General features: G+C 52.6%; 24 protein-coding genes. 18 read left to right on the top strand and 6 right to left on the bottom strand.

Going from position 1 to position 19,491, the window contains the following annotated elements:
- The first annotated feature begins 123 nt into the window (after positions 1–123).
- From NNL21_RS05610 to NNL21_RS05595, 4 genes are all read left to right on the top strand, one after another.
- A complete protein-coding gene (locus tag NNL21_RS05610; protein WP_204816426.1) occupies positions 124–1,092 on the top strand; it encodes a metal ABC transporter substrate-binding protein in 969 nt (322 codons plus the stop codon).
- 40 nt (positions 1,093–1,132) lie between these two features.
- Positions 1,133–1,951, top strand: coding sequence for a metal ABC transporter ATP-binding protein (locus NNL21_RS05605; RefSeq protein WP_256555059.1), 819 nt, complete (start codon positions 1,133–1,135; stop codon positions 1,949–1,951).
- Positions 1,939–2,742 (top strand): metal ABC transporter permease, encoded by an 804-nt coding sequence (locus NNL21_RS05600; RefSeq protein WP_204816425.1) that lies wholly within the window; start codon positions 1,939–1,941, stop codon positions 2,740–2,742. Before NNL21_RS05605 ends, NNL21_RS05600 begins: the two co-directional genes overlap by 13 nt.
- Before the next feature lie 378 nt (positions 2,743–3,120).
- Positions 3,121–3,834: a cytochrome c biogenesis CcdA family protein gene (locus NNL21_RS05595; RefSeq protein ID WP_204816424.1), complete on the top strand. Its 714-nt coding sequence runs from the start codon at positions 3,121–3,123 to the stop codon at positions 3,832–3,834.
- Here NNL21_RS05595 and splB read toward each other — a convergent pair.
- The gene (gene splB / locus NNL21_RS05590) at positions 3,831–4,898 is read right to left on the bottom strand and encodes a spore photoproduct lyase (RefSeq protein ID WP_204816423.1); all 1,068 of its coding nucleotides are present in this window, start codon (positions 4,896–4,898) and stop codon (positions 3,831–3,833) included. The genes NNL21_RS05595 and splB overlap by 4 nt on opposite strands.
- Before the next feature lie 222 nt (positions 4,899–5,120).
- Here splB and mntR point away from each other — a divergent pair, with 222 nt between their 5' ends.
- Both mntR and NNL21_RS05580 read left to right on the top strand, forming a co-directional pair.
- Positions 5,121–5,543 (top strand): transcriptional regulator MntR, encoded by a 423-nt coding sequence (gene mntR / locus NNL21_RS05585; protein ID WP_204816422.1) that lies wholly within the window; start codon positions 5,121–5,123, stop codon positions 5,541–5,543.
- Positions 5,544–5,706: 163 nt separating this feature from the next.
- On the top strand, positions 5,707–6,645 hold the full coding sequence (locus NNL21_RS05580; RefSeq protein ID WP_204816421.1) for a patatin-like phospholipase family protein: 939 nt from the start codon (positions 5,707–5,709) through the stop codon (positions 6,643–6,645).
- On the opposite strand, the gene NNL21_RS05575 is transcribed toward NNL21_RS05580, so the two are convergent.
- A complete protein-coding gene (locus NNL21_RS05575) occupies positions 6,642–6,929 on the bottom strand; it encodes a hypothetical protein (protein ID WP_204816420.1) in 288 nt (95 codons plus the stop codon). The two genes, NNL21_RS05580 and NNL21_RS05575, sit on opposite strands and share 4 nt — an antisense overlap.
- Positions 6,930–6,965: 36 nt before the next feature.
- A complete protein-coding gene (locus NNL21_RS05570; RefSeq protein WP_204816790.1) occupies positions 6,966–7,880 on the bottom strand; it encodes a DUF1385 domain-containing protein in 915 nt (304 codons plus the stop codon).
- Between the two features lie 256 nt (positions 7,881–8,136).
- On the opposite strand from NNL21_RS05570, the gene NNL21_RS05565 reads away from it, so the two are divergent.
- The 5 genes from NNL21_RS05565 to NNL21_RS05545 all read left to right on the top strand — a co-directional run bounded on the left by NNL21_RS05565 (position 8,137) and on the right by NNL21_RS05545 (position 12,300).
- The gene (locus NNL21_RS05565) at positions 8,137–8,640 is read left to right on the top strand and encodes a YqhR family membrane protein (protein WP_204816419.1); all 504 of its coding nucleotides are present in this window, start codon (positions 8,137–8,139) and stop codon (positions 8,638–8,640) included.
- A 101-nt stretch (positions 8,641–8,741) separates the two neighbouring features.
- Positions 8,742–9,194: a type II 3-dehydroquinate dehydratase gene (aroQ, locus tag NNL21_RS05560; protein ID WP_204816418.1), complete on the top strand. Its 453-nt coding sequence runs from the start codon at positions 8,742–8,744 to the stop codon at positions 9,192–9,194.
- Between the two features lie 42 nt (positions 9,195–9,236).
- Positions 9,237–10,310 (top strand): M24 family metallopeptidase, encoded by a 1,074-nt coding sequence (locus tag NNL21_RS05555; protein WP_204816417.1) that lies wholly within the window; start codon positions 9,237–9,239, stop codon positions 10,308–10,310.
- Positions 10,311–10,362: 52 nt separating this feature from the next.
- On the top strand, positions 10,363–10,920 hold the full coding sequence (gene efp, locus NNL21_RS05550) for an elongation factor P (RefSeq protein WP_204816416.1): 558 nt from the start codon (positions 10,363–10,365) through the stop codon (positions 10,918–10,920).
- Between the two features lie 126 nt (positions 10,921–11,046).
- Entirely contained in the window at positions 11,047–12,300 is a 1,254-nt protein-coding gene (locus NNL21_RS05545; RefSeq protein WP_204816415.1) for an aspartate kinase, read from the top strand.
- 134 nt (positions 12,301–12,434) lie between these two features.
- Here the strand turns inward: NNL21_RS05545 and NNL21_RS05540 are convergent, their stop codons facing one another.
- The 3 genes from NNL21_RS05540 to comA form a co-directional block, all read right to left on the bottom strand.
- Positions 12,435–12,896 (bottom strand): DUF441 domain-containing protein, encoded by a 462-nt coding sequence (locus NNL21_RS05540; protein WP_204816789.1) that lies wholly within the window; start codon positions 12,894–12,896, stop codon positions 12,435–12,437.
- Between the two features lie 92 nt (positions 12,897–12,988).
- Positions 12,989–13,699 (bottom strand): 2-phosphosulfolactate phosphatase, encoded by a 711-nt coding sequence (locus NNL21_RS05535; RefSeq protein ID WP_204816414.1) that lies wholly within the window; start codon positions 13,697–13,699, stop codon positions 12,989–12,991.
- A 53-nt stretch (positions 13,700–13,752) separates the two neighbouring features.
- Positions 13,753–14,616, bottom strand: a complete 864-nt coding sequence (gene comA / locus NNL21_RS05530) for a phosphosulfolactate synthase (RefSeq protein ID WP_256555057.1) — start codon at positions 14,614–14,616, stop codon at positions 13,753–13,755.
- Between the two features lie 188 nt (positions 14,617–14,804).
- On the opposite strand from comA, the gene NNL21_RS05525 reads away from it, so the two are divergent.
- From NNL21_RS05525 to spoIIIAF, 7 genes are all read left to right on the top strand, one after another.
- Positions 14,805–15,071, top strand: a complete 267-nt coding sequence (locus NNL21_RS05525) for a YqhV family protein (protein ID WP_204816413.1) — start codon at positions 14,805–14,807, stop codon at positions 15,069–15,071.
- Between the two features lie 143 nt (positions 15,072–15,214).
- Entirely contained in the window at positions 15,215–16,225 is a 1,011-nt protein-coding gene (spoIIIAA, locus tag NNL21_RS05520) for a stage III sporulation protein AA (protein ID WP_204816412.1), read from the top strand.
- A complete protein-coding gene (gene spoIIIAB / locus NNL21_RS05515; protein ID WP_204816411.1) occupies positions 16,218–16,742 on the top strand; it encodes a stage III sporulation protein SpoIIIAB in 525 nt (174 codons plus the stop codon). Before spoIIIAA ends, spoIIIAB begins: the two co-directional genes overlap by 8 nt.
- Positions 16,743–16,757: 15 nt before the next feature.
- Positions 16,758–16,964, top strand: coding sequence for a stage III sporulation protein AC (gene spoIIIAC, locus NNL21_RS05510; RefSeq protein WP_204816410.1), 207 nt, complete (start codon positions 16,758–16,760; stop codon positions 16,962–16,964).
- Between the two features lie 34 nt (positions 16,965–16,998).
- On the top strand, positions 16,999–17,394 hold the full coding sequence (gene spoIIIAD / locus NNL21_RS05505) for a stage III sporulation protein AD (RefSeq protein ID WP_204816409.1): 396 nt from the start codon (positions 16,999–17,001) through the stop codon (positions 17,392–17,394).
- Positions 17,395–17,398: 4 nt separating this feature from the next.
- On the top strand, positions 17,399–18,661 hold the full coding sequence (gene spoIIIAE, locus NNL21_RS05500; protein WP_204816408.1) for a stage III sporulation protein AE: 1,263 nt from the start codon (positions 17,399–17,401) through the stop codon (positions 18,659–18,661).
- Between the two features lie 18 nt (positions 18,662–18,679).
- Positions 18,680–19,483, top strand: coding sequence for a stage III sporulation protein AF (spoIIIAF, locus tag NNL21_RS05495; protein WP_204816407.1), 804 nt, complete (start codon positions 18,680–18,682; stop codon positions 19,481–19,483).
- Positions 19,484–19,491: the final 8 nt, after the last annotated feature.

The raw sequence follows: 19,491 nt of genomic DNA, 5'->3' as shown, positions 1-19,491 counted from the left end.
GAACATGGACCGACGGTGTGTTATGCGCCGTCGGTTTGTCGTTGACAGCTGTGCCCACGGCCTATATAATCTATAACGTAATAGTTACGATTACGAATAAGCAGAATGAGGAGCAGGATTAACATGCGTTTTCAACGATATGGAACAATGGCGGCCGTGATGCTTATGATCATGACAACCGTGCTGGCTGGCTGTGGAAGCGGCCAAGAAAGCAAGCTTGCGGAAGGGAAAACCAACGTCGTGACAAGCTTCTATCCGTTATATTTCTTGGCACAGCAAATTGGCGGCGAGCAAGCGAATGTCATTAATCTTATACCAGCCGGTGTGGAGCCCCATGATTGGAGTCCGAAGAGTCAGGATTTGGACACAACCTCCAATGCACAGCTATTCCTGTACAACGGTGCGGGCTTCGAAGGATGGACGGACGACTTTCTTCAAGGATTGCGTAAAGACAGCAAGCTGGTAACGAGGGAAGCGAGCGATGGAATTAAGCTGATTGAGGGCGATTCTGAGGATGGCCATGATCACGGACATGAAGAAGAAGCGAATCATGAAGAGGAAGAAAGCGGTCATCACGATCCTCACACCTGGGTTAGCCCGAAATCGATGAAGATCATGGCTGCCAATGTGCTGGACAGCTTGAGCTTCGTTGACCCTGACCACAAGGCGGATTATGAAGCGAACTACAAGCAATTGGAGACGAAGCTGAACGCGCTGGATGACGAATATACGGCGAAGCTTGGCGCGGCACCGAAGAAGGATATCGTCGTTTCTCACCATGCTTTTAGCTATTTGGCCAGAGACTATGGACTCAACCAAGTGTCAATAATGGGATTATCGCCTGATGCCGAGCCGAAAGCACAGGATTTGCTCAATATTTCAAAGTTTGTGAAGGAAAACGGCGTAAAGTATATTTTCTTCGAAGAGCTGGTTTCGGATGAGCTGGCCAGAACGCTGGCTCGAGAGGCCGATGCGGAGACACTTGTGTTGAACCCGCTGGAGGGGCTGACGCCGGATCAGGAGAAGAACGGCGATGATTATTTCTCGCTCATGACCGCAAATTTGCAAAATTTACTCCAAGCATTACAATAGAAGGAATGATAATTTCACTTTGAACGGGAGGAAGGATAGCGTGGCAACCGAATTCAAGCAAATCTACCAGCCCATATGTCATCAGAATATAATCGAGTTGATCGACGTATCCTTCGCTTACCAACAAAAGCCTGTCGTCGAGCATATTAATTTTGGTATACAGGAACGCGACTTTGTTGGGCTGATCGGCTCGAATGGTGCTGGCAAGACGACACTGCTCCGGATGATCGTCGGTCTAATCAAGCCTGACAGCGGTACGATCAAGCTGTTCGGTCAACCGATCGGGGAATTTCGAGAATGGAACCGGATTGGTTACGTCCCTCAGAAGAATGCGTTCAACCCTTTGTTCCCCGCAACGGTTCGCGAGGTCGTGCTGTCTGGCTTATACGGACGCGGCAAGCTGTTTCGCCGAATCACGAAGGCCGATCAGCTCAAATGCGAGGAAGCGCTGCATGCGATGAATATTGAGGATTTATCGGGTAAGCGGATTGGACAGCTTTCCGGCGGGCAGCAGCAGCGCGCTTTTCTGGCAAGGGCTCTAATTAATAATCCGGCTCTGCTCATTCTGGACGAGCCGACCGTTGGCATCGATGTGGAGACCCAGCAGGGGTTCTTTCATTTGATCAAGCATATGCATCAGCATCATAATATTACATTTCTGATGGTCTCTCACGATATGGATATGATTCGTTCCTATATCGGGGAGGAACCGAAGAGCGAGTGCGGGAAGTTGAAATTTTTCGTGAAGCATTCACATGATCTGGAGGATTGTGTGGAGACGAACCTGACACATGGGTTGACGGGATTGCGTCAGTTGACCGCGGAAGAGAAAGTGGGCGTAGCGGGTTGGAAATCGTAACGAGTGAATTTTTTCAGAGGGCGCTGATCGGGGGCTTATTGATCGGGGTTACGGCCCCGCTGATGGGACTCTTTCTTGTGCTGAGGCGGCTGTCGATGATTGGGGACACGCTGGCTCATGTATCGATTGCCGGCGTAGCACTCGGATTTCTCATCGGTGTTTATCCAATAGGAGTCGGACTGGTATTCGCACTGGCGGCAACATTCGCGATCGAGAAGCTTCGGAAGGCCTACAAGACCTACGCCGAGCTATCGATCGCGATCATTATGTCGGGCGGTGTTGCGCTGGCTTCTCTCCTCTTTACGCTTGGTAAGGGCTTCAATGTCAGCGTAAACAGCTATTTATTCGGTAGTATATACACGCTCGACGATATCGACCTGCTGCTTATCGGCATTGTAACGGTCATTGTATTGATTGCGGTCATCCTGCATGCCAAAGAATTGTTTCTGCTTACCTTTGATGAGGATGCCGCGGCGGTGAGCGGCCTGCCAACAAAGTACTTCAATATGATGATTAGTATTCTAACGGCGCTCGTCATTAGCGTGTCGATCAAAATTGTCGGGGCCTTGCTTGTATCTGCACTATTAACAATTCCTACCGCATGCAGTCTTGTCATTGCGCGAAGCTTTCGTCAAAGCATCGTAACCGTCGTGATTATCGCTGAATTGGCGGTCGTGGGAGGCCTGTTGATCGCAGGTGTGTGGAACTTAGCACCGGGTGGAACGATCGTACTGCTATTAATTGCCGTGCTGCTGCTGCTGCTCACATTCAGACGGAATCTTCGTACTTAATGTGATAAGGTCTCACAAAACTAAGCGTATGCTTTCGAAGTGAGTTTTGCTCGAATTCGCTCCTTCGGAAGCGAAAGGTCTCACAAAACTTAAGCCGATGCTTTCGAAGTGAGTTTTGCTCGAATCGCTCCTTCGGAAGCGAAAGGTCTCACAAAACTTAAGCCGATGCTTTCGAAGTGAGTTTTGCTCGAATCGCTCCTTCGGAAGCGAAAGGTCTCACAAAACTTAAGCCGATGCTTTCGAAGTGAGTTTTGCTCGAATCGCTCCTTCGGAAGCGAAAGGTCTCACAAAACTTAAGCCGATGCTTTCGAAGTGAGTTTTGCTCGAATCGTTCCTTCGGAAGCGAAAGGTCTCACAAAACTTTTAGGAGGGTTGTTCATGTCGGATGTGAATGTGATCATTGCCTTTGGGGCAGGTATCGCTTCATTCATTTCGCCTTGCTGTCTGCCTCTCTATCCATCCTATCTATCATACATAACCGGCGTATCCGTAACCGATTTGAAGAGCGAGAAGCCCGGCAAACAAATACGGATACGAACGATGACCCATACGCTTTTCTTTATTTTGGGCTTCTCGGTCGTCTATTACACATTAGGCTATGGCACGAACGCCTTTGCGGACTTATTCGCCGATTATCAAGATCTTATCCGCCAGCTGTCTGCCGTTCTTATCATTTTGATGGGGTTAATTCTCATCGGACTCATTCAACCCTGGATGCTGCTTAAGGAACGCAAGCTGCCGCTTAAGTTGAACAAGTCCGGTTATCTGGCTTCCTTCATATTCGGAATAGGCTTCTCGGCAGGATGGTCGCCATGTACGGGTCCGATCCTTGCCTCCATTCTGGCGTTGGCCGCTTCGGAGCCGGGAACCTGGTTCCAGCTGACCACTGCGTATGCGCTCGGTTTCGCCATTCCGTTCTTCGTGCTTGCTTTCTTCATCGGATCTGCAAGATGGATCGTCCGGTATTCCGCGACCATGATGAAGATCGGCGGTGCCATTATGCTGCTGATGGGCGTTCTGCTCTTTACCGATCAGATGACCAAGATTACGGTCTGGCTGAATTCGATCACACCGGAATGGCTTAAGTTTTAAGTGAAATAATCAATCGTCGAATCCGGAAAATGGTCAAAGATGCGCTCCGAGATAAACATGCGGAGCGCTTCTGCTTGTTCACTGGGGTATACATATTTGCCTTGCCCCCAGCGCCCCCATTTATATTTCCGCTTCTCGATATCCATCTCCAGCTTCGTTCGCGGGTAACGCTTCTCGATGACGCCTTTCGCCGTTTTCGTGAAGCGATGCTGAATGAGCTCGAAGGTCAATCCGCTTGAAACGTCCCGTGGGAGCGCTTGGTGCAGCGCTTCGAACAGCTCGGCATAGCCATCCTCCCATCCTTCGTGCCAGATGATGGGGGCAATGATAAAGCCAAGCGGATACCCGGCTCGGGCAACCTTGGCCGCTGCCTCGATCCGCTGCTCGAAGCGGGATGTCGCAGGCTCAAATTGTTGAATGACATACTTATTATTCAAGCTAAAACGAATGCGGGTGTGTCCATTATGATGCGCATCGAGCAGCGAGTCGACATAATGGAACTTCGTCACGAAGCGGAGACGGCCATATTCCTGCTCAGCCATAAACTCGATCAATTCCCGCAAGCTTCCCGTGATAGGCTCTAATCCGACCGGATCGGAAGTGCAGGCGGCTTCGAAGCGTGTGATCTCCGGAACGCGCTCATCGATGTAAGCTTTGGCCGCATTCATGATATCATCTGTGTTTACATAGACCCGGATATAAGGCTTCGACCCCAGCGTGGTTTGCAAATAGCAGTAGTGGCAATGCCCCATGCAGCCTGTTGCAATTGGGATGGCATACTCGGCTGAAGGCTTGGATGTATCGAATTTCAAGGTTTTGCGGAGGCCGACAACCAGCGTCCGTTTGGCGATCTTGTACTTTTGCTGCTCCGTATCACCCGGCAAATTCGTGATTCTGTTATGGGAGGAGGTCATCCGGTAAGGAATTCCCTTATCCTTGACCCACTCCATAATGTGCTGTCCTTTCGGATAGTCGAGGGCGGCCGGCTCAAAATAAACGAGCTCGGGTACGAAGGAATCGTGAACCTTCCGGGATCCCGGTGATGCGATCTGGGACGTGCTCATTGTCGAATGCCTCCTCATGACGATTGCGCAGTTTTTCTAAACGTAGTTTGTGTGAAGGACGCTACAAACAATCATGGAAAGTTCCGTGTACAGGTTGCGACAGGCCTGCCCGTCAGTGTATGATACTAAGAGCAACGCACGGTCTGGACATAAATCGGGCAGAAGCAGACGAACAAACAACAGCATTATCGAATGTTGTAAGGTGGAATGGAGGTTCTTTCGATGCCGACGCCTAGCATGGAAGACTACTTGGAACGAATCTATAAGCTCATTGACGAAAAGGGATATGCACGTGTTTCCGATATTGCGGAGGGACTTGAAGTCCATCCTTCATCCGTCACCAAAATGATCCAGAAACTGGATAAGGACAACTATTTGATATATGAAAAGTATCGTGGACTCGTCCTTACAAACAAAGGGAAGAAGATGGGCAAACGCCTCGTTGACCGGCATCAGCTTCTCGAATCTTTCCTGACGCTCATCGGGGTGCAGGAGGAGAATATTTATAAGGATGTTGAAGGAATCGAGCATCACTTGAGCTGGGATTCGATTACATGCATCGAAACGCTTGTTGCCTACTTCCAGAAAGATGAGAGCCGAATGGAAGAGCTCAGAGCCATTCGTACCGAACTCGATAACGAATAGGATTGAACACGAACCGCCACCCATTCAGGGGTGGCGGTTTTTAATTATCCTCCACTTGCCCAAGTGAAGCCGGATGGGCTTTAGTCAAGCTGGTGCCGCATATACATCACTAGCGTCAACGGCTGTTTTTTCGGGCGGCCGTCAACCGCATAGGAGGGGTGCCATGACTAGCATTAATGCGGTGTTTGAGGGTGGAGGCGTGAAGGGCATATCGCTTGTAGGAGCCGTTTGCGCAACAGAAGAGCGGGGAATTGCATTTCATAGGCTGGCCGGCACCTCGTCCGGCTCAATTATCGCTGCACTGCTTGCTGCTGGCTACAACGCGTTGGAGATGAAGGATATCATCGAAACGACACCATTCCGGTCCTTCCTGAAGCGCGGCGGCTTGTATCGGGTTAATGTGATCGGACCTGCGATCCGGGTTTTCGTCAAGCAAGGCTTATACAGCGGAGAAGCGTTGATGCTCTGGATGACGCGTTTGCTTGAAGAGAAGGGGGTGCGGACCTTTGCGGATTTGCCCAAGGATAAGCTTCGGATCGTGGCGTCCGATATTACGAACGGCAAGCTGCTCGTCCTTCCCGATGATATGAAGAATTACGGATTGGATCCGATGCGAATGCCTGTGGCTGCGGCAGTTCGAATGAGTACGAGTATTCCCTACTTCTTCGACCCGGTCCGAATTCGAATGAATGAACGGAGCTTACTGCGGAATGGAAAAAAGAAGGTGTGGGCATATATTGTTGACGGGGGTCTGCTGAGCAACTTCCCCTTGTGGATGTTTGACACGGAGCAGCGGGGAGTGGATCATCCGATTGCTACGATCGGGTATCAGATGGTCGGAAAGAACGAAACCGAACCCCGTATCATACGAGGTCCGGTTTCGATGTTTCAAGCCATGTTCGAGACGATGCTTCAGGCTCATGATGAACGATATATCGAGAAGCAGAACAGGGACCGGACGGTGAAGATTCCGACGCTGGGCATCCGTACGACGGATTTTCATCTATCGAAAGAAGAAAGCGATGCGCTGTTTTGCTCCGGCTATGAAGCTGCCTCCGAATTTTTCGATGAGCCTGATTGCTGTGCGTTCAAAAAAAGCTAATGATATTTCGGCAGGTTGTCGTCATCCTTGCCGCCTTCAATGACGCGAAAGGGTACCGTCTTACGCGTCTTCGGCTTGCTGCTTGGCTGCTCGCGCCGGGACGCGGACTTGGTCCGCTGCTTGACGCGCGGGCCCTTCTGCTGCAGCATATACGCCAGAAAGATGACGCCCAGCACAACGACAGGAATAAGAAGCTTACCAGGAAAAAAGATCATTTGATAAACAAGACCCAAACCGGCGAGCGTGAGAATGAAGATGAACAATGGACTCATTTTTCGAGGCATGACCCTCACCCTTTCCTTCCGATACTTGACCAGGTCTTAAGCTGACTTACCCATTTGACGGTCGATTTCAAGCATTCTGCTGAAAGAAGCGATGGATACGGCTACTTGCTCGTCGGTCGGTTCTTTCGTGGTCAGCTTCTGAAGCCATAGACCGGGGTAACCAAGCGATCTTAAGAGCGGCATGTCGCGCATCGCATTCGTAAACCGGAGCGTTTCATAGGAAACGCCAAGCACGACGGGCAGCAGCAGAACTCTCAAATAAATGCGTTCCCACATCGAGTCCCAGTGAAAGATAGGGAGCGAGTAGATTACAACGCCGACAATGACCGAAAACACGATAAAGCTGCTGCCGCACCGGTAATGAAGACGCGTGAAGCTTTGAACGTTCTTCACGGTTAGATCGACTCCGCCTTCATATGCGCTTATCACTTTATGCTCGGCACCGTGATACTGGAACAACCGTTTAATCAGCGGCGTCAACGAGATGATATAAAGATACGAAAGCAGGAATACGATTTTGATAAGACCTTCAATGAGGTTGTTAACTACTATATTCATCTTGTCATGTCCAAAGATCAATTCAGTTACAGCTGCCGGCACAACGGTGAAAATAAGTTTTCCGACAATAAAAGAAATAATTCCCGCGACGGCCACCCCGACGATCATGCTCAGGCTCCAGCCGCTCTTCTCTTCTTTCTTCTTCTCCACGGGCTCTTCTTTCACTTTGTCTTTGTCGTCCGCGTACTCGTCTTCTGCGTATGCCTCCATGGAAAAGTTCAAATGCTGCGAGCCTTTGGCGCTCGATTCCAAAATACCTACAATTCCGCGAAGCAGCGGTATTTTCTTCAGCTTCTGAATCCATGGCTTCGTGGTGCGTGGTACTTCATAGAAGACGATCTCGTCGTTCTTGCGGCGAACCGCCGTAACGTTTACATGTTTGCCGGCAAACATGACGCCTTCGATGACCGCTTGTCCCCCATAAATGTTTCGCGTGTCCTGCGACAAGGGCGAATCACCATCCTTTGATCAAATAAAATAGTTGAAATATAGTAACGTCATCTTCATCTATTGTACTTGATTCACGGCTTGATTGCGAGTGGCAACGTTTCCGCTATATCATGCGCAAGCAAACGATTATGACCGCGGATTTTGCGCATACTAGGACAGATAAGCTCGTCATGACGCTTACATATGGAGGATATTAGCTATGCAGCTATCAAGAAAACGGTTTAAACATAAGCGGCCGTACCGGACGAACCGGGTTCTCTACGGACTTAAACTCGGTTTTTTTGCGGGGCTTTTCTGGGGAGTGGTTCATTGGCTGCTTTATAACATCCATTTTACGACAGTGATTCCCGGCTTTCTCATCGAACCCTTCTTCCGGCACGCCTTTCTGAAGACAGGCTGGGGGCAAGTGGCCGGCATAGGCAGCTTTATTGTTTTTTCCATTGTAGCGACGTATTTGTATATGCTGGTTTTCGGACGATTATCCGGACCGCGGTGGGGGATTTTATATGGGGCCATATGGTGGTTGATAATCTTTATCGGGATCGGTCCGCTAATGAACTTGACGGAGCGGGTCAACAAGATTGGGTACGACACGATAGCGACGGAAATATCGGTTTACGTGCTGTGGGGACTGTTCATCGGCTATACAATCGCGTTTGAGTTCCATGACGAAGCGAGCAGGGAGCCGGCTGGAGCCTTCTGAAGCCTTCTGAAGCCGAGCCCTCCCTTGGCCTAGGCAGCTACTTCTCAAAGCGTGGGTCTTTGTGGTAAAATGTCAATTGACTTATGCGCCGGGAGGTATTTATGCATTCCATACTCGTCTTGAACGGACCGAACTTAAACATGCTCGGTGTACGCGAGCCTGGTGTTTATGGTACGGCGACGCTCTCGGATATTGAATCGGCCGTCAGAGAAACGGCCTCATCCCTTGGTGTCGAAACGTCGTTCTATCAATCCAACCACGAAGGCTTCCTGATTGACCGCATTCATGAAGCTTATGGCAAAGTGTCGGGGATTTTGATCAATCCCGGCGCGTTGACGCACTACAGTTACGCTTTGCGCGATGCCCTCAGCACAGTTGCTATTCCCGTCGTTGAAGTGCATATGTCCAACATCCATAAGCGGGAAGCGTTCCGGCACTTGTCCGTGATCGCGCCGGTTGCAGTCGGGCAAATTGCGGGCTTCGGCGCTCAAAGCTATGTGCTGGGATTATCGGCACTCGTGCAGCATCTTCAGTCGCAGCAAGGCGAAGGGTAATTTGCTCCTCCTTTAGCCGCGGCATGCCGAAAGGGTGGTTGTATGTCGAATAAACGTGTGTCAGCTATCAGAACTAAGCTAATGGAGTTGAACTTGGACGGGCTGTTAATCGCAAGTGCGGTTAACAGGCGCTATGTAAGCGGGTTTACGGGCTCAGCGGGAATGGTTCTGTTGACAGCGTCGGGAGCCTGGCTCGTAACAGATTTCCGCTACGGCTCTCAAGCCGCTCAGCAGGCGGGCGGATTTACCGTAATCGAGCACGGTATCCGTGCGATGGATACGATAGTTGAATTAACTTCAGCAGCGGGCATCAAGCGTCTAGGATTCGAACAGGATCATGTCGTATTCGGGGAGTACGCGTCTTGGCAGAAGAGCTTAACCGGCCTCGAGCTCGTGCCGACCTCCTCCCTAGTCGAGCAAATCCGCATGTTCAAGGACGAGGATGAGCTTGCCATCATGCGGGAAGCGGCTGTACTCGCCGACGAGACATTCACGCATATCCTCCGGTATATTAAACCCGGCGTCCGTGAGCGCGATATCGCGCTGGAGATGGAAATGTTCATGAGAAGTAAAGGGGCGACATCCTCTTCCTTCGAGACGATCGTCGCTTCCGGTGAACGGTCTGCGCTGCCGCACGGTGTCGCAAGTGACCGGATTATCGGCAAGGATGAATTCGTCAAGCTGGATTTCGGCGCGTATATGAACGGATATTGCTCCGATCTGACGCGCACGGTAGTCGTGGGTACCCCGACAGAGCGGCACCGCGAAATTTATGACATTGTTCTTGAAGCGCAGCTGACCACGCTAAACGGTATTAAACCTGGCATGACGGGCAGGGAAGCCGATGCGCTGGCGCGCGACGTTATTACCCGGTACGGGTACGGCGACCGATTCGGCCACGGAACGGGCCACGGGCTCGGCATGGAAATTCATGAAGCGCCTCGTTTATCCAAGACAGGGGAGCTTGTCTTGCAGCCGGGGATGACGGTCACGGTAGAACCTGGCATTTACTTGCCGGGCTTCGGCGGAGTACGAATTGAAGATGACATTGTCATTACGGAGAGCGGCGTTTCTCTGCTGACCGCCTCTACCAAGGAACTTCACCAATTAAGTTAAAATTTTAGGTTGGACGCCATTTTGCGCCACTACTTTTAGGAGGGAAATCTTAGTGATTTCAGTCAATGATTTTAAAACAGGCCTTACCGTTGAAGTGGATGGCGACATCTTTACCGTTCTTGAGTTCCAGCATGTAAAGCCAGGAAAAGGCGCAGCGTTCGTTCGCTCCAAGCTGAAGAACCTGCGTAACGGCAACACGGTAGAAAAGACTTTCCGTGCAGGTGAAAATATCGGCCGTGCTCACGTGGAGAACCGTGCCGTACAATACTTGTATAACTCCGGTAACGAGTACACGTTTATGGATAATGAGACCTACGATCAGTTCAACCTGGAACGCGAGCAGCTCGAATGGGAGCTTAACTTCCTGAAAGAAAACATGACGGTGAACATTGCCAGCTACCAAGGTGAAATCATCGGGATTACGATGCCGAACAGCGTCGATTTGAAAGTCGTTGAGACAGAGCCGGGCATCAAGGGCAATACGGCTCAAGGCGCAACGAAGAACGCGACGGTTGAGACAGGTCTCAGCCTTCAAGTGCCTTTGTTCATTAATGAGGGTGACGTGCTTCTGATTGATACGCGTGAAGGCAAATATATCTCGCGCGCGTAGTATCGCAAAGATTGAATGAAGAGCCGTCCGGGCAGCTGTCCGGACGGTTTTTTCATACCCAAATCGGTAAAAATGTGCTATAATCTTATTTTGTGATGGAATAGAATCATGGGGAGTGGATCTGCGTTGTCGTTGATTGTAATGAAGTTCGGCGGCAGTTCCGTAGGCTCGACCGAGCGGATGCAGCGTGTCGCCAGACGGATTGCCGATTATAAAGAAGCCGGTCATCGCGTCGCGGTCGTCGTTTCGGCGATGGGAGATACGACAGACGATCTGATCGATCAGTCTAAGCTGCTTAATTCGAATCCGCCGGCACGCGAGATGGATATGCTGCTCACGACGGGGGAACAAATATCGGTTGCCCTCTTATCGATGGCCATTCATCAAATTGGCCATACCGCCATATCATTAACCGGCTGGCAAGCCGGAATTCGTACGGAAGCTGTACATGGTAAAGCCCGTATAACGGATATTGATCCTAACCGGATATTTAGAGCCTTCGAAGAAGGCCATGCTGTTATCGTCGCAGGGTTCCAAGGGATGTCCGTAGACGGCGAGATCACGACACTCGGACGCGGCGGGTCGGATACGACTGCTGTTGCGCTTGCAGCGGCGGTTAACGCCGACGTCTGCGAGATCTATACCGACGTGGACGGCGTGTACTCGACGGACCCGCGGATTGTGAAATGCGCACGCAAGCTGAATGAGATTTCGTACGACGAGATGCTGGAGCTCGCTAATTTGGGCGCTGCTGTTCTGCATCCACGCGCGGTAGAATATGCGAAACAATATAATGTACGTCTAGTCGTGCGTTCGAGCTTTACGCAGAACGAAGGGACAAGCGTGAAGGAGGAAACGGTCATGGAGCAGGGAGTCACCGTACGCGGCATCGCTTATGACAAGAACGTAGCAAGAATCAGCATTCTGGGCGTGGAGGATATTCCTGGCGTCCTCGCCAAAGTATTCGGCGCGCTTGCATCGAATGAAATCAACGTGGATATCATCGTTCAGAGCGGAGTTCAGGACGGCAAAGCCGATTTCTCGTTCACCGTTTCTCTCGGCGACAAAGACAAAGCGATTGCGGTTGTAGAGAGCATCCGCGGCGAAGTGCCTTTCCGCGAAGTGAATTCCGAGGAAGATCTCGTGAAAGTATCGATCGTGGGCGCTGGAATGGTTAGCAACCCGGGCGTAGCGGCCAAGATGTTCGATGTAATCTCGAATCTCGGTATTAGCATCAAGCTCGTCAGTACATCGGAAATACGGGTATCATGTGTAATTGCAGCGGAGCCGGTACAGGACGTTGTCCGTGCCCTCCATACCGCATACGGTCTCGACACGGCGGAGCAAGCATTCGTAGGCGGACCTCAAGATCGCCGATAATAATTCATATGCAGGAAGCAAGGGAAGGCTCGGGAGCAGATGATTCTGCTCCCGAGCCTTCCCTTTATTCATTCCTAAACCGCCCTGGCAGGGCACGTACTGCTGGTGGGTTGTCTTTTTCGGACGGCTTCCTTCTAGAAACGGCCTGCAATGAAGCTGAACAGCTTGAAGAGGATGGCCGTAATGCCTGCCGCCATCAAGGGGCCAACGGGAATGCCGCGAAAAAAAACGATGCCGATAATAGAGCCTACCACCAGACCGACAATAAGCTGGGGATCGAACTTTAGCATTTCCAGACCTTTACCATTCACATACGTAGCAAGTGCTCCGCCGGTCAGCGCGAGAATACCCGGCCATGAGGTGAGGGCGCTGATAATCTCTTTGGATTGAATCCGTCCGGAAGCGAAGGGAACAAGTACGCTGAAGGTGAGAAACAGCAATCCGAGCTCCAACCCGCGCCGCTCGATCGTCGGCAGGTACCGCTCCAGATGGACGAGTTGAACGACTAAGAGCACGCATGCCGCCGTCGAGATGATCGGCGAACGGCCAATCAATCCGATGATAATGAGAACAACCAATACGATTTGCCCATTCATGCTTGTCTGCTCCCCCGAACTGTTCAGCATCGCCGCAATGACCTTGCTGCGGCGTCCATACTCCATTGTATGGAACAAGCTCTCCCGATATGTCACCCGAGAACGAGTGTATCACCTTGAAGTTTGGGGACCGCAGCACTGCAATCCGATTTTGCGCATTGTTCGATATCCCGGGCAAAGCCCATTTTGGCTAAGCGCCTGCCTGTCGCACTCCCTAACAGCGCCTCGGATAAGCGGCCTGCCGTGCTTCGATAGAAACCAAGCATGGCGTTGCCAAAATCGTCGACTTCGGCAGGGGTCTGGCTGAAGGCTTGGAGGCGATCGATGATGAATCCGGCGCATAATCCGTCCTCTAGCGCGAATTCATCATGGCTGCCTGAGCAGATCAGCACAAGATCACGCTTCAAATCGATCGCGGCTCGGGCAGCTGCCGAGCCATTCATCAATGACCCGGCAAGGACGGTGTCGGCGCGAAGCGCTTTCTGCATCGCCCTGGTCCCATTCGTTGTCGTTAGGATAACCCGCCGGTTCTTGACCGTTTCTGGGATGAAGTCCGGGGGGGAGTTCCCGAGGTCGAATCCGGCGATTTTGCGGCAGAACCGCTCGCCGGCCAATAGATCATACGGCCGCTGCAGCGCACGGGCTTCCAAGACGGTTTCCACCGGAAGGACACCCGCAGCGCCGGCTTCCAATGCCGTCACAATCGTACTGGTCGCACGCAACACATCGATGACGATAGCAGTCCGGTGAGTAATCCGGTCAGCCCTCGCCTCATTCACGTTAGAGATGACTTCAATATGCATGGCTGCTCTTATCCGCCTTCCTCTTACATTGTCCCATGGGCGATGCCATCTTTCTATATCATATAATGAAGCCCTTGCTCCTGCTTCTGCAGGCCGAATTCGAATGTATCGGAACGCAAGCCGCGCCGCATGGTTTCCAGTGCTAAAGCTTCGGTTGGCGGTATATTGCCTAGATGAACGTCTGACCCGAACGTCTGTAGAAAGAGAACCTGCTGATGCTTAAGAGGCGCCTCCCACATGATCAACTCTACGTTCGGCAGGACACGGCATAACGTATCCAGAACATCATCGCGGCATGCGCCTTGCTCGTCAAAGAGGCCAACGCCGACACCGGATTCACGGGCTTCGACCGTAACAAGCTTCGCACCGGCAATCAAGTCTGCTTCAGCAGTCAAGGCGAGAGCGGTTGCATCGACTACGGAGCCTGAAAGCTTCTTCCCATATTCTGTAACCACTCGAAGACCGCGCTTTACACCCTCGCGAATTAATTCCGTGCGCAATTTACGCGAAAGCTCAATCGTTCCGTCAGACACTTCGATGCCGTTAAAGCCAAGCCTGCATATCGTATCGAAGAATTCAGCTGTTAAACCCTGCTGAACGGCTGTTTCAAGCAGCGTGCCACCTGGCATGACAATGATATCGTGCCGCTTCGCAAGCTCGATCTTAGACAGCAGCAGATCGGTCGGGTAGAGGGGGGCTGTGCCGAACCCGAATTTAATGCAATCGGTGTAGCTGCCCGCTGTTTCAATCAGGTCTGCGAAGGCATGCCTGCCGAGACCCTTATCAATAATCATGGTTTGCCCGCGTCCGGCGGACCGGTCCGCGTCGCTCTCATTTGTGGAAACGTGCGGCATTACGCGCCTTCCGCTTGGATCATTCAGCGCTGCCGGCCACGTAGCTCGGGGGATGAATTTCATAATAATCTCCTCGCTTGTCGATTCATTCGTGGATTGTCATCGGAATGACAAGAGCAATATATGCAGATGAAGCAGGGCGTGTGCCCGGTTGACGATGATCTTCAAACGTTTGTAAGCAATGGGCATGAACAACAGACAAGCCTGCATAGGCTGTACTAGAGACACTTTTAAGGAAAGGAGATAGAGAGATGCTGAATAAAATCGTGCTCAGTATGGCTTCGCTTCGCGTCCTATCCGGAACGATTGAAATATGCGCGGCGCTGCTCATGCTGCGAATGAATCAAATCGACAAAGCGCTGGCGGTCAATGCCTCGCTTGCCTTGGTCGGGCCGCTCATTCTCATTACAACGACAACGATTGGGCTTGTCGGGATGTCGGATAAGCTGTCGTTTGACAAGCTGGCCTGGATCACAGGCGGAGTCGCGTGCTTGTTAATCGGTATTCTCAAAAAGTAGCAAAGCTTCTACTAGGAGACGTCTGAATGAGTCATATTGAACGGGTTGTCCGCATAGAATTGGTAGCAAGAGAGCTGTTTTTACGAGTATCGGTCTATGAAACTTGCAAATAGCGGTTAAGTTGAATTCCGGGAGGGTTTCTTATGCTAGTACGCGTCGTTCACCTGCTGCCCTCGGAGCTCGCTTCCATACTGGAGCGCATGCCTGCCGGGGTGAAGGATACGGTTGAAGAAATTCGGATACGGGAAGGACGACCGCTCGAAATCGGCTATGAAGGCGGCTTTTACTTCATCGGACAAGACGGCGGTCTGCTTGCGCGTCCGGAAGAAGCGTACAAGCCGACGGGCGACACATGCCGCAGGCTGCTTGAACGAGTGACGAACCACTCTCTTTATGCCATGGAAGAAGAGCTTCGGCGCGGGTATATAACCGTGGCGGGCGGACATCGGATCGGTATTGCAGGGAGAACGGTGCTGGAGGGCGGCAGCGTTCGGGGCATTCGCGATGTTGCGGCCTTCAACCTGCGGATCGCTCGCGAAGTGAAGGGCGCATCGGCGAAAGTGCTGCCCAAGCTGCTCGACTTCGGGCGCAGGTCTGTACTCCCGGCGCTGATCGTTGGCCCTCCGCAGCAGGGAAAGACCACCATTGCGCGCGATTTGGCCAGAGCGGTTAGTAGTGGCGCATGGGGGCATCCGGCAGCGGCCGGTTGGATCGGCCGCAAAGTCGGCATTGTGGATGAAAGGTCCGAAATTGCGGCATGCGTTCGAGGGGTGCCGACCTTCGATGTCGGCCCGCGCACCGATGTACTGGATGCATGCCCCAAGGCAGAAGGGATGATGATGATGCTTCGCTCCATGTCACCGGATGTACTCGTTGTGGACGAAATCGGACGGCCGGAGGATGCCGACGCCATTCTCGACGCCTGCCATGCAGGGATTGCAGTCATCGCCACCGCACATGCCAAGGATGCCGATGATGCGAGAGGGCGCCCGGTTCTGAGGAGATTGCTTGAGGCTGGGGCATTCGCCGTATGTGTCGAGCTGCAGCGCGGCTCAGCTGGAATGACAAGCCGGATTGTGGCGGCACGTCCCGCCGGCCGGGCGCCTACGGCAAGAGAGCCTACTTATACCGGCGGGGGCGGTGCCCATGGTTAAGCTGATCGGGGCTGTGCTCATCTTGTTTGCCGGAACGATGATCGGTTTTCATCAGGCATCGAGGTTCGCGGCCAGGCCGCGTCAGATTCGCCAGCTCATTCAAGCGCTTCAGAGGCTGGAAACCGAGATCGGATACGGGTACACGCCGCTGCCCGAGGCGGTAACGAATTCTGCCGCTCATCTGCCGGAGCCGATCGCCGGGCTGCTTCAAAGCGTGAGCCGGCTGCTGGCCGAGGGCGAGAGTGAGGGTTTGACCTTCCGCGAATGCTGGGAACGAGCGCTAACGAAGCACTGGCCCGGTACGGCGATGAAAAATTCAGAGCAGGCGGCGTTGATCCGGCTCGGTTCGGCGCTTGGCATAAGCGACCGCGATGATCAAGTCAAACATTTGCGGCTCGCTGTGCAGCAGCTGAAGGCGGAAGAGGACGCGGCTCGGGACGATCAAGCGCGCTACGAGAAGATGTGCAAAAGTCTGGGCGTCCTCGTCGCCGCACTAGTCGTCATTTTGATCGTTTAGTGGGGTGCCGGTTGAATGAACAACATTGATGTTAGCGCCATTTTTCAAATTGCGGGAATCGGCATTATTATCGCAATGATTCACACCGTTCTTAAGCAGATGGGCAAAGAGGATATGTCGCACTGGGTTACCTTAATCGGATTTGTGGTCGTCCTGTTCATGGTCGTTCGGCTGCTGAATGACCTGTTTCAAGAAATAAAATCGATTTTTCTGTTTCAGTGAGAAGACCCGTTCAGCCAAGGCAGGTGAAACCCGAATGGAAATCATACAAATCGTCGGGCTCGGATTGATCACGACCATACTCATTCTCGTCGTTCGGGAACAAAAGCCAATGTTCGCCTTCCTGCTCGCCGCATTTACCGGATTGTTCATCTTCCTGTACATGATCGGTAAGATCGAAACGGTCATCAGCGTGCTTGAGCAGCTTGCAGACCGTTCAGGCATTCCGTCGATCTACTTGAAGACGATTTTGAAAATAATCGGTATCGCCTACATCGCAGAATTCGGTGCTCAAATCGTACGGGACGCGGGTCAGGAAAGTGTCGCTTCAAAAATTGAATTTGCCGGCAAAGTGCTCATTCTCGTCATGGCGGTCCCGATTATCGGAGTCATCGTCGAGACCGTGATCGGGCTGCTGCCGGCGGGGAGTTGAGAGCATGCTGCAGCGTCTTATCCGGATTGCGGCGCTGCAAGCGGCGCTTTGGATCGCAATTCTCGCCTTTCTGCCGGGATCGGCTGCGGCGCTTGCCGATACGCCTGACCGGCAGCAGCAGCCTGCCGGAGGCCAGGGCGCGAACGCACCCCCTGATGAAGGAACAGCGTCCGTAACGGCCAGCTTGGCGGACGAGCAGCTGCGCGGGATCGATACTGAAGCGGTGGAAGCCTATTGGAACAAGCTCATGAAGGAGTATGGCGGATTGTTTCCCGATAGCAAAGTGCCGAGCTTTATGGAGATGATCCTCCCCGGCGGCGAGGGGCTCAAGCTGACAACGGTGCTGACCGGGCTGCTGCGGTATGTCCTGCATGAGGTGCTATACAATGGCAAGCTGCTCATCACCATCGTCATGCTCACCGTCTTCAGCATGATCCTTCAAACGCTGCAAACGGCGTTCGAGCGCAATGCCGTCAGCAAGGTGGCCTACAGCATTACCTATATGGTGATGATCGTTCTGGTGGTGAACAGCTTCAATGTGGCTATCGGATATGCGAAGGACGCGATCAGCGGCATGATTCAATTCATGATGGCGATGATTCCGCTGCTCCTCACGCTTCTGGCTACAATGGGCAACGTGGTTACGGTCTCGGTGCTGCATCCCTTGATCGTGTTCATGATCCATGCGGTTGGGACGGTTATATATACGGTCGTGTTTCCGCTGCTGTTCTTCTCCGCCGTGCTGCACATCGCCAGCGCCTTGACGGATAAGTTTAAGGTAACGCAGCTCGCGAACGTCCTGCGCAACTTCGGGGTTGGGCTGATGGCGATCATGCTGACCATTTTTCTGGGCGTCATCTCCGTGCAAGGGGCGACTAGCTCCGTGACCGATGGCGTCACGATGCGGACCGCCAAGTTCATCGCCGGGAACTTCGTGCCTGTCATCGGCCGGACCTTCTCCGACGCTGCGGACACGGTCATGTCGGCTTCGATGCTTGTCAAGAATGCGATTGGTCTTGCCGGGGTCATCATCCTCATCTTCCTATGTGCCTTCCCGGCCATAAAAATATTGACATTGGCCTTGATATATAACGTATCGGCAGCCATTATGCAGCCGCTCGGCGACAGCCCGATTGTCGATTGCTTGCAAACGATAGGCAAAACGCTTATCTATGTTTTCGCCGCGCTGGCTGCTGTCAGCTTAATGTTCTTCCTCGCGGTCACGATCATATTGACGGCAGGAAATGCCGCCGTGATGATACGCTGAGCTAAAGGGGGAAGACGGATGCTGGCATGGCTTGCCACCTGGTTGAAGCAGATCATTGCAGTCGTGCTGCTGGCTGGACTCATCGATCTGCTGCTGCCCAACAAAACGATGCAGCGCTATGTGAGGCTGGTAGCGGGACTCATCATTCTGCTGACGCTGCTGTCGCCGATCATTCGTCTGCTGCAGGGCGATTTTGATACACGGCTGAATGCTAGTTTCGAAAACTGGCTCAAAGCCCCGCCGTCGAAGGAATTCAAGATGCCGACGCTGGAAGACATTCAACGGGATGCGGATGCGCTGCGACGGAAGCAGGAAGCGGCAGCGGCAGCGCTGACGGAGAAGCAGCTGGCTGCCGCCATGAGTGAAGCGCTGGAGCGGGGAACCGGCCTCCAGGTGATGTCGGTGTCGGTACGCCTGGAAGGCGATGGGAAGACCGAACCGGCTTCCCTGCAAGGCGTTGAAGTAACACTCGACAGCATGGAAGATAATGGTGCGGAGGTCGACCCCGGAGCTTCAGATCACAGTCCCGGGGGAACAGATACGGATTCTAAGAGCGCTGGCACTTCAGCGACTCCGGATTCTAACAAGGAAGTACAACCCGTCGAGCCTGTTGATTCGGTTTCGGTCTTCGTACAAGTAGATCCGGACGATTCCGATGATGCTGATGCCAGGCAGACCGCTGACAAGGGATATTCGCTTGTTGATGGGAGAACCGCGGAAGTCATAAGGCGGGTGCTGAATGAAGGCTGGTCGGTTCCGCCGGATCTGGTACGTGTTCGTATCGCCACCGGCGATGGTTCCAGCACCGGGAGAGCGTCCTGAATAAGAAA

This window comes from Paenibacillus mendelii (genome assembly GCF_024498075.1).
GTDB classification, from domain to species: Bacteria; Bacillota; Bacilli; order Paenibacillales; family Paenibacillaceae; genus Paenibacillus_Z; species Paenibacillus_Z mendelii.
This window is presented reverse-complemented; position numbering and strand designations above follow the sequence as displayed.

What these genes read in the sequence shown, in the direction of transcription:
- mntR (WP_204816422.1), top strand. Translation starts at nt 5,121, where the DNA reads ATGCCGACGCCTAGCATGGAAGACTACTTGGAACGAATCTATAAGCTC.
- splB (WP_204816423.1), bottom strand. Translation starts at nt 4,898, where the DNA reads ATGAGCACGTCCCAGATCGCATCACCGGGATCCCGGAAGGTTCACGAT.
- NNL21_RS05610 (WP_204816426.1), top strand. Translation starts at nt 124, where the DNA reads ATGCGTTTTCAACGATATGGAACAATGGCGGCCGTGATGCTTATGATC.
- NNL21_RS05540 (WP_204816789.1), bottom strand. Translation starts at nt 12,896, where the DNA reads ATGAATGGGCAAATCGTATTGGTTGTTCTCATTATCATCGGATTGATT.
- NNL21_RS05535 (WP_204816414.1), bottom strand. Translation starts at nt 13,699, where the DNA reads ATGCATATTGAAGTCATCTCTAACGTGAATGAGGCGAGGGCTGACCGG.
- NNL21_RS05595 (WP_204816424.1), top strand. Translation starts at nt 3,121, where the DNA reads ATGTCGGATGTGAATGTGATCATTGCCTTTGGGGCAGGTATCGCTTCA.
- NNL21_RS05580 (WP_204816421.1), top strand. Translation starts at nt 5,707, where the DNA reads ATGACTAGCATTAATGCGGTGTTTGAGGGTGGAGGCGTGAAGGGCATA.
- NNL21_RS05525 (WP_204816413.1), top strand. Translation starts at nt 14,805, where the DNA reads ATGCTGAATAAAATCGTGCTCAGTATGGCTTCGCTTCGCGTCCTATCC.
- spoIIIAD (WP_204816409.1), top strand. Translation starts at nt 16,999, where the DNA reads ATGGAAATCATACAAATCGTCGGGCTCGGATTGATCACGACCATACTC.
- NNL21_RS05570 (WP_204816790.1), bottom strand. Translation starts at nt 7,880, where the DNA reads ATGTTTGCCGGCAAACATGTAAACGTTACGGCGGTTCGCCGCAAGAAC.
- spoIIIAB (WP_204816411.1), top strand. Translation starts at nt 16,218, where the DNA reads ATGGTTAAGCTGATCGGGGCTGTGCTCATCTTGTTTGCCGGAACGATG.
- NNL21_RS05555 (WP_204816417.1), top strand. Translation starts at nt 9,237, where the DNA reads ATGTCGAATAAACGTGTGTCAGCTATCAGAACTAAGCTAATGGAGTTG.
- spoIIIAA (WP_204816412.1), top strand. Translation starts at nt 15,215, where the DNA reads ATGCTAGTACGCGTCGTTCACCTGCTGCCCTCGGAGCTCGCTTCCATA.
- spoIIIAC (WP_204816410.1), top strand. Translation starts at nt 16,758, where the DNA reads ATGAACAACATTGATGTTAGCGCCATTTTTCAAATTGCGGGAATCGGC.
- comA (WP_256555057.1), bottom strand. Translation starts at nt 14,616, where the DNA reads ATGAAATTCATCCCCCGAGCTACGTGGCCGGCAGCGCTGAATGATCCA.
- spoIIIAF (WP_204816407.1), top strand. Translation starts at nt 18,680, where the DNA reads ATGCTGGCATGGCTTGCCACCTGGTTGAAGCAGATCATTGCAGTCGTG.
- NNL21_RS05575 (WP_204816420.1), bottom strand. Translation starts at nt 6,929, where the DNA reads ATGCCTCGAAAAATGAGTCCATTGTTCATCTTCATTCTCACGCTCGCC.
- NNL21_RS05565 (WP_204816419.1), top strand. Translation starts at nt 8,137, where the DNA reads ATGCAGCTATCAAGAAAACGGTTTAAACATAAGCGGCCGTACCGGACG.
- aroQ (WP_204816418.1), top strand. Translation starts at nt 8,742, where the DNA reads ATGCATTCCATACTCGTCTTGAACGGACCGAACTTAAACATGCTCGGT.
- spoIIIAE (WP_204816408.1), top strand. Translation starts at nt 17,399, where the DNA reads ATGCTGCAGCGTCTTATCCGGATTGCGGCGCTGCAAGCGGCGCTTTGG.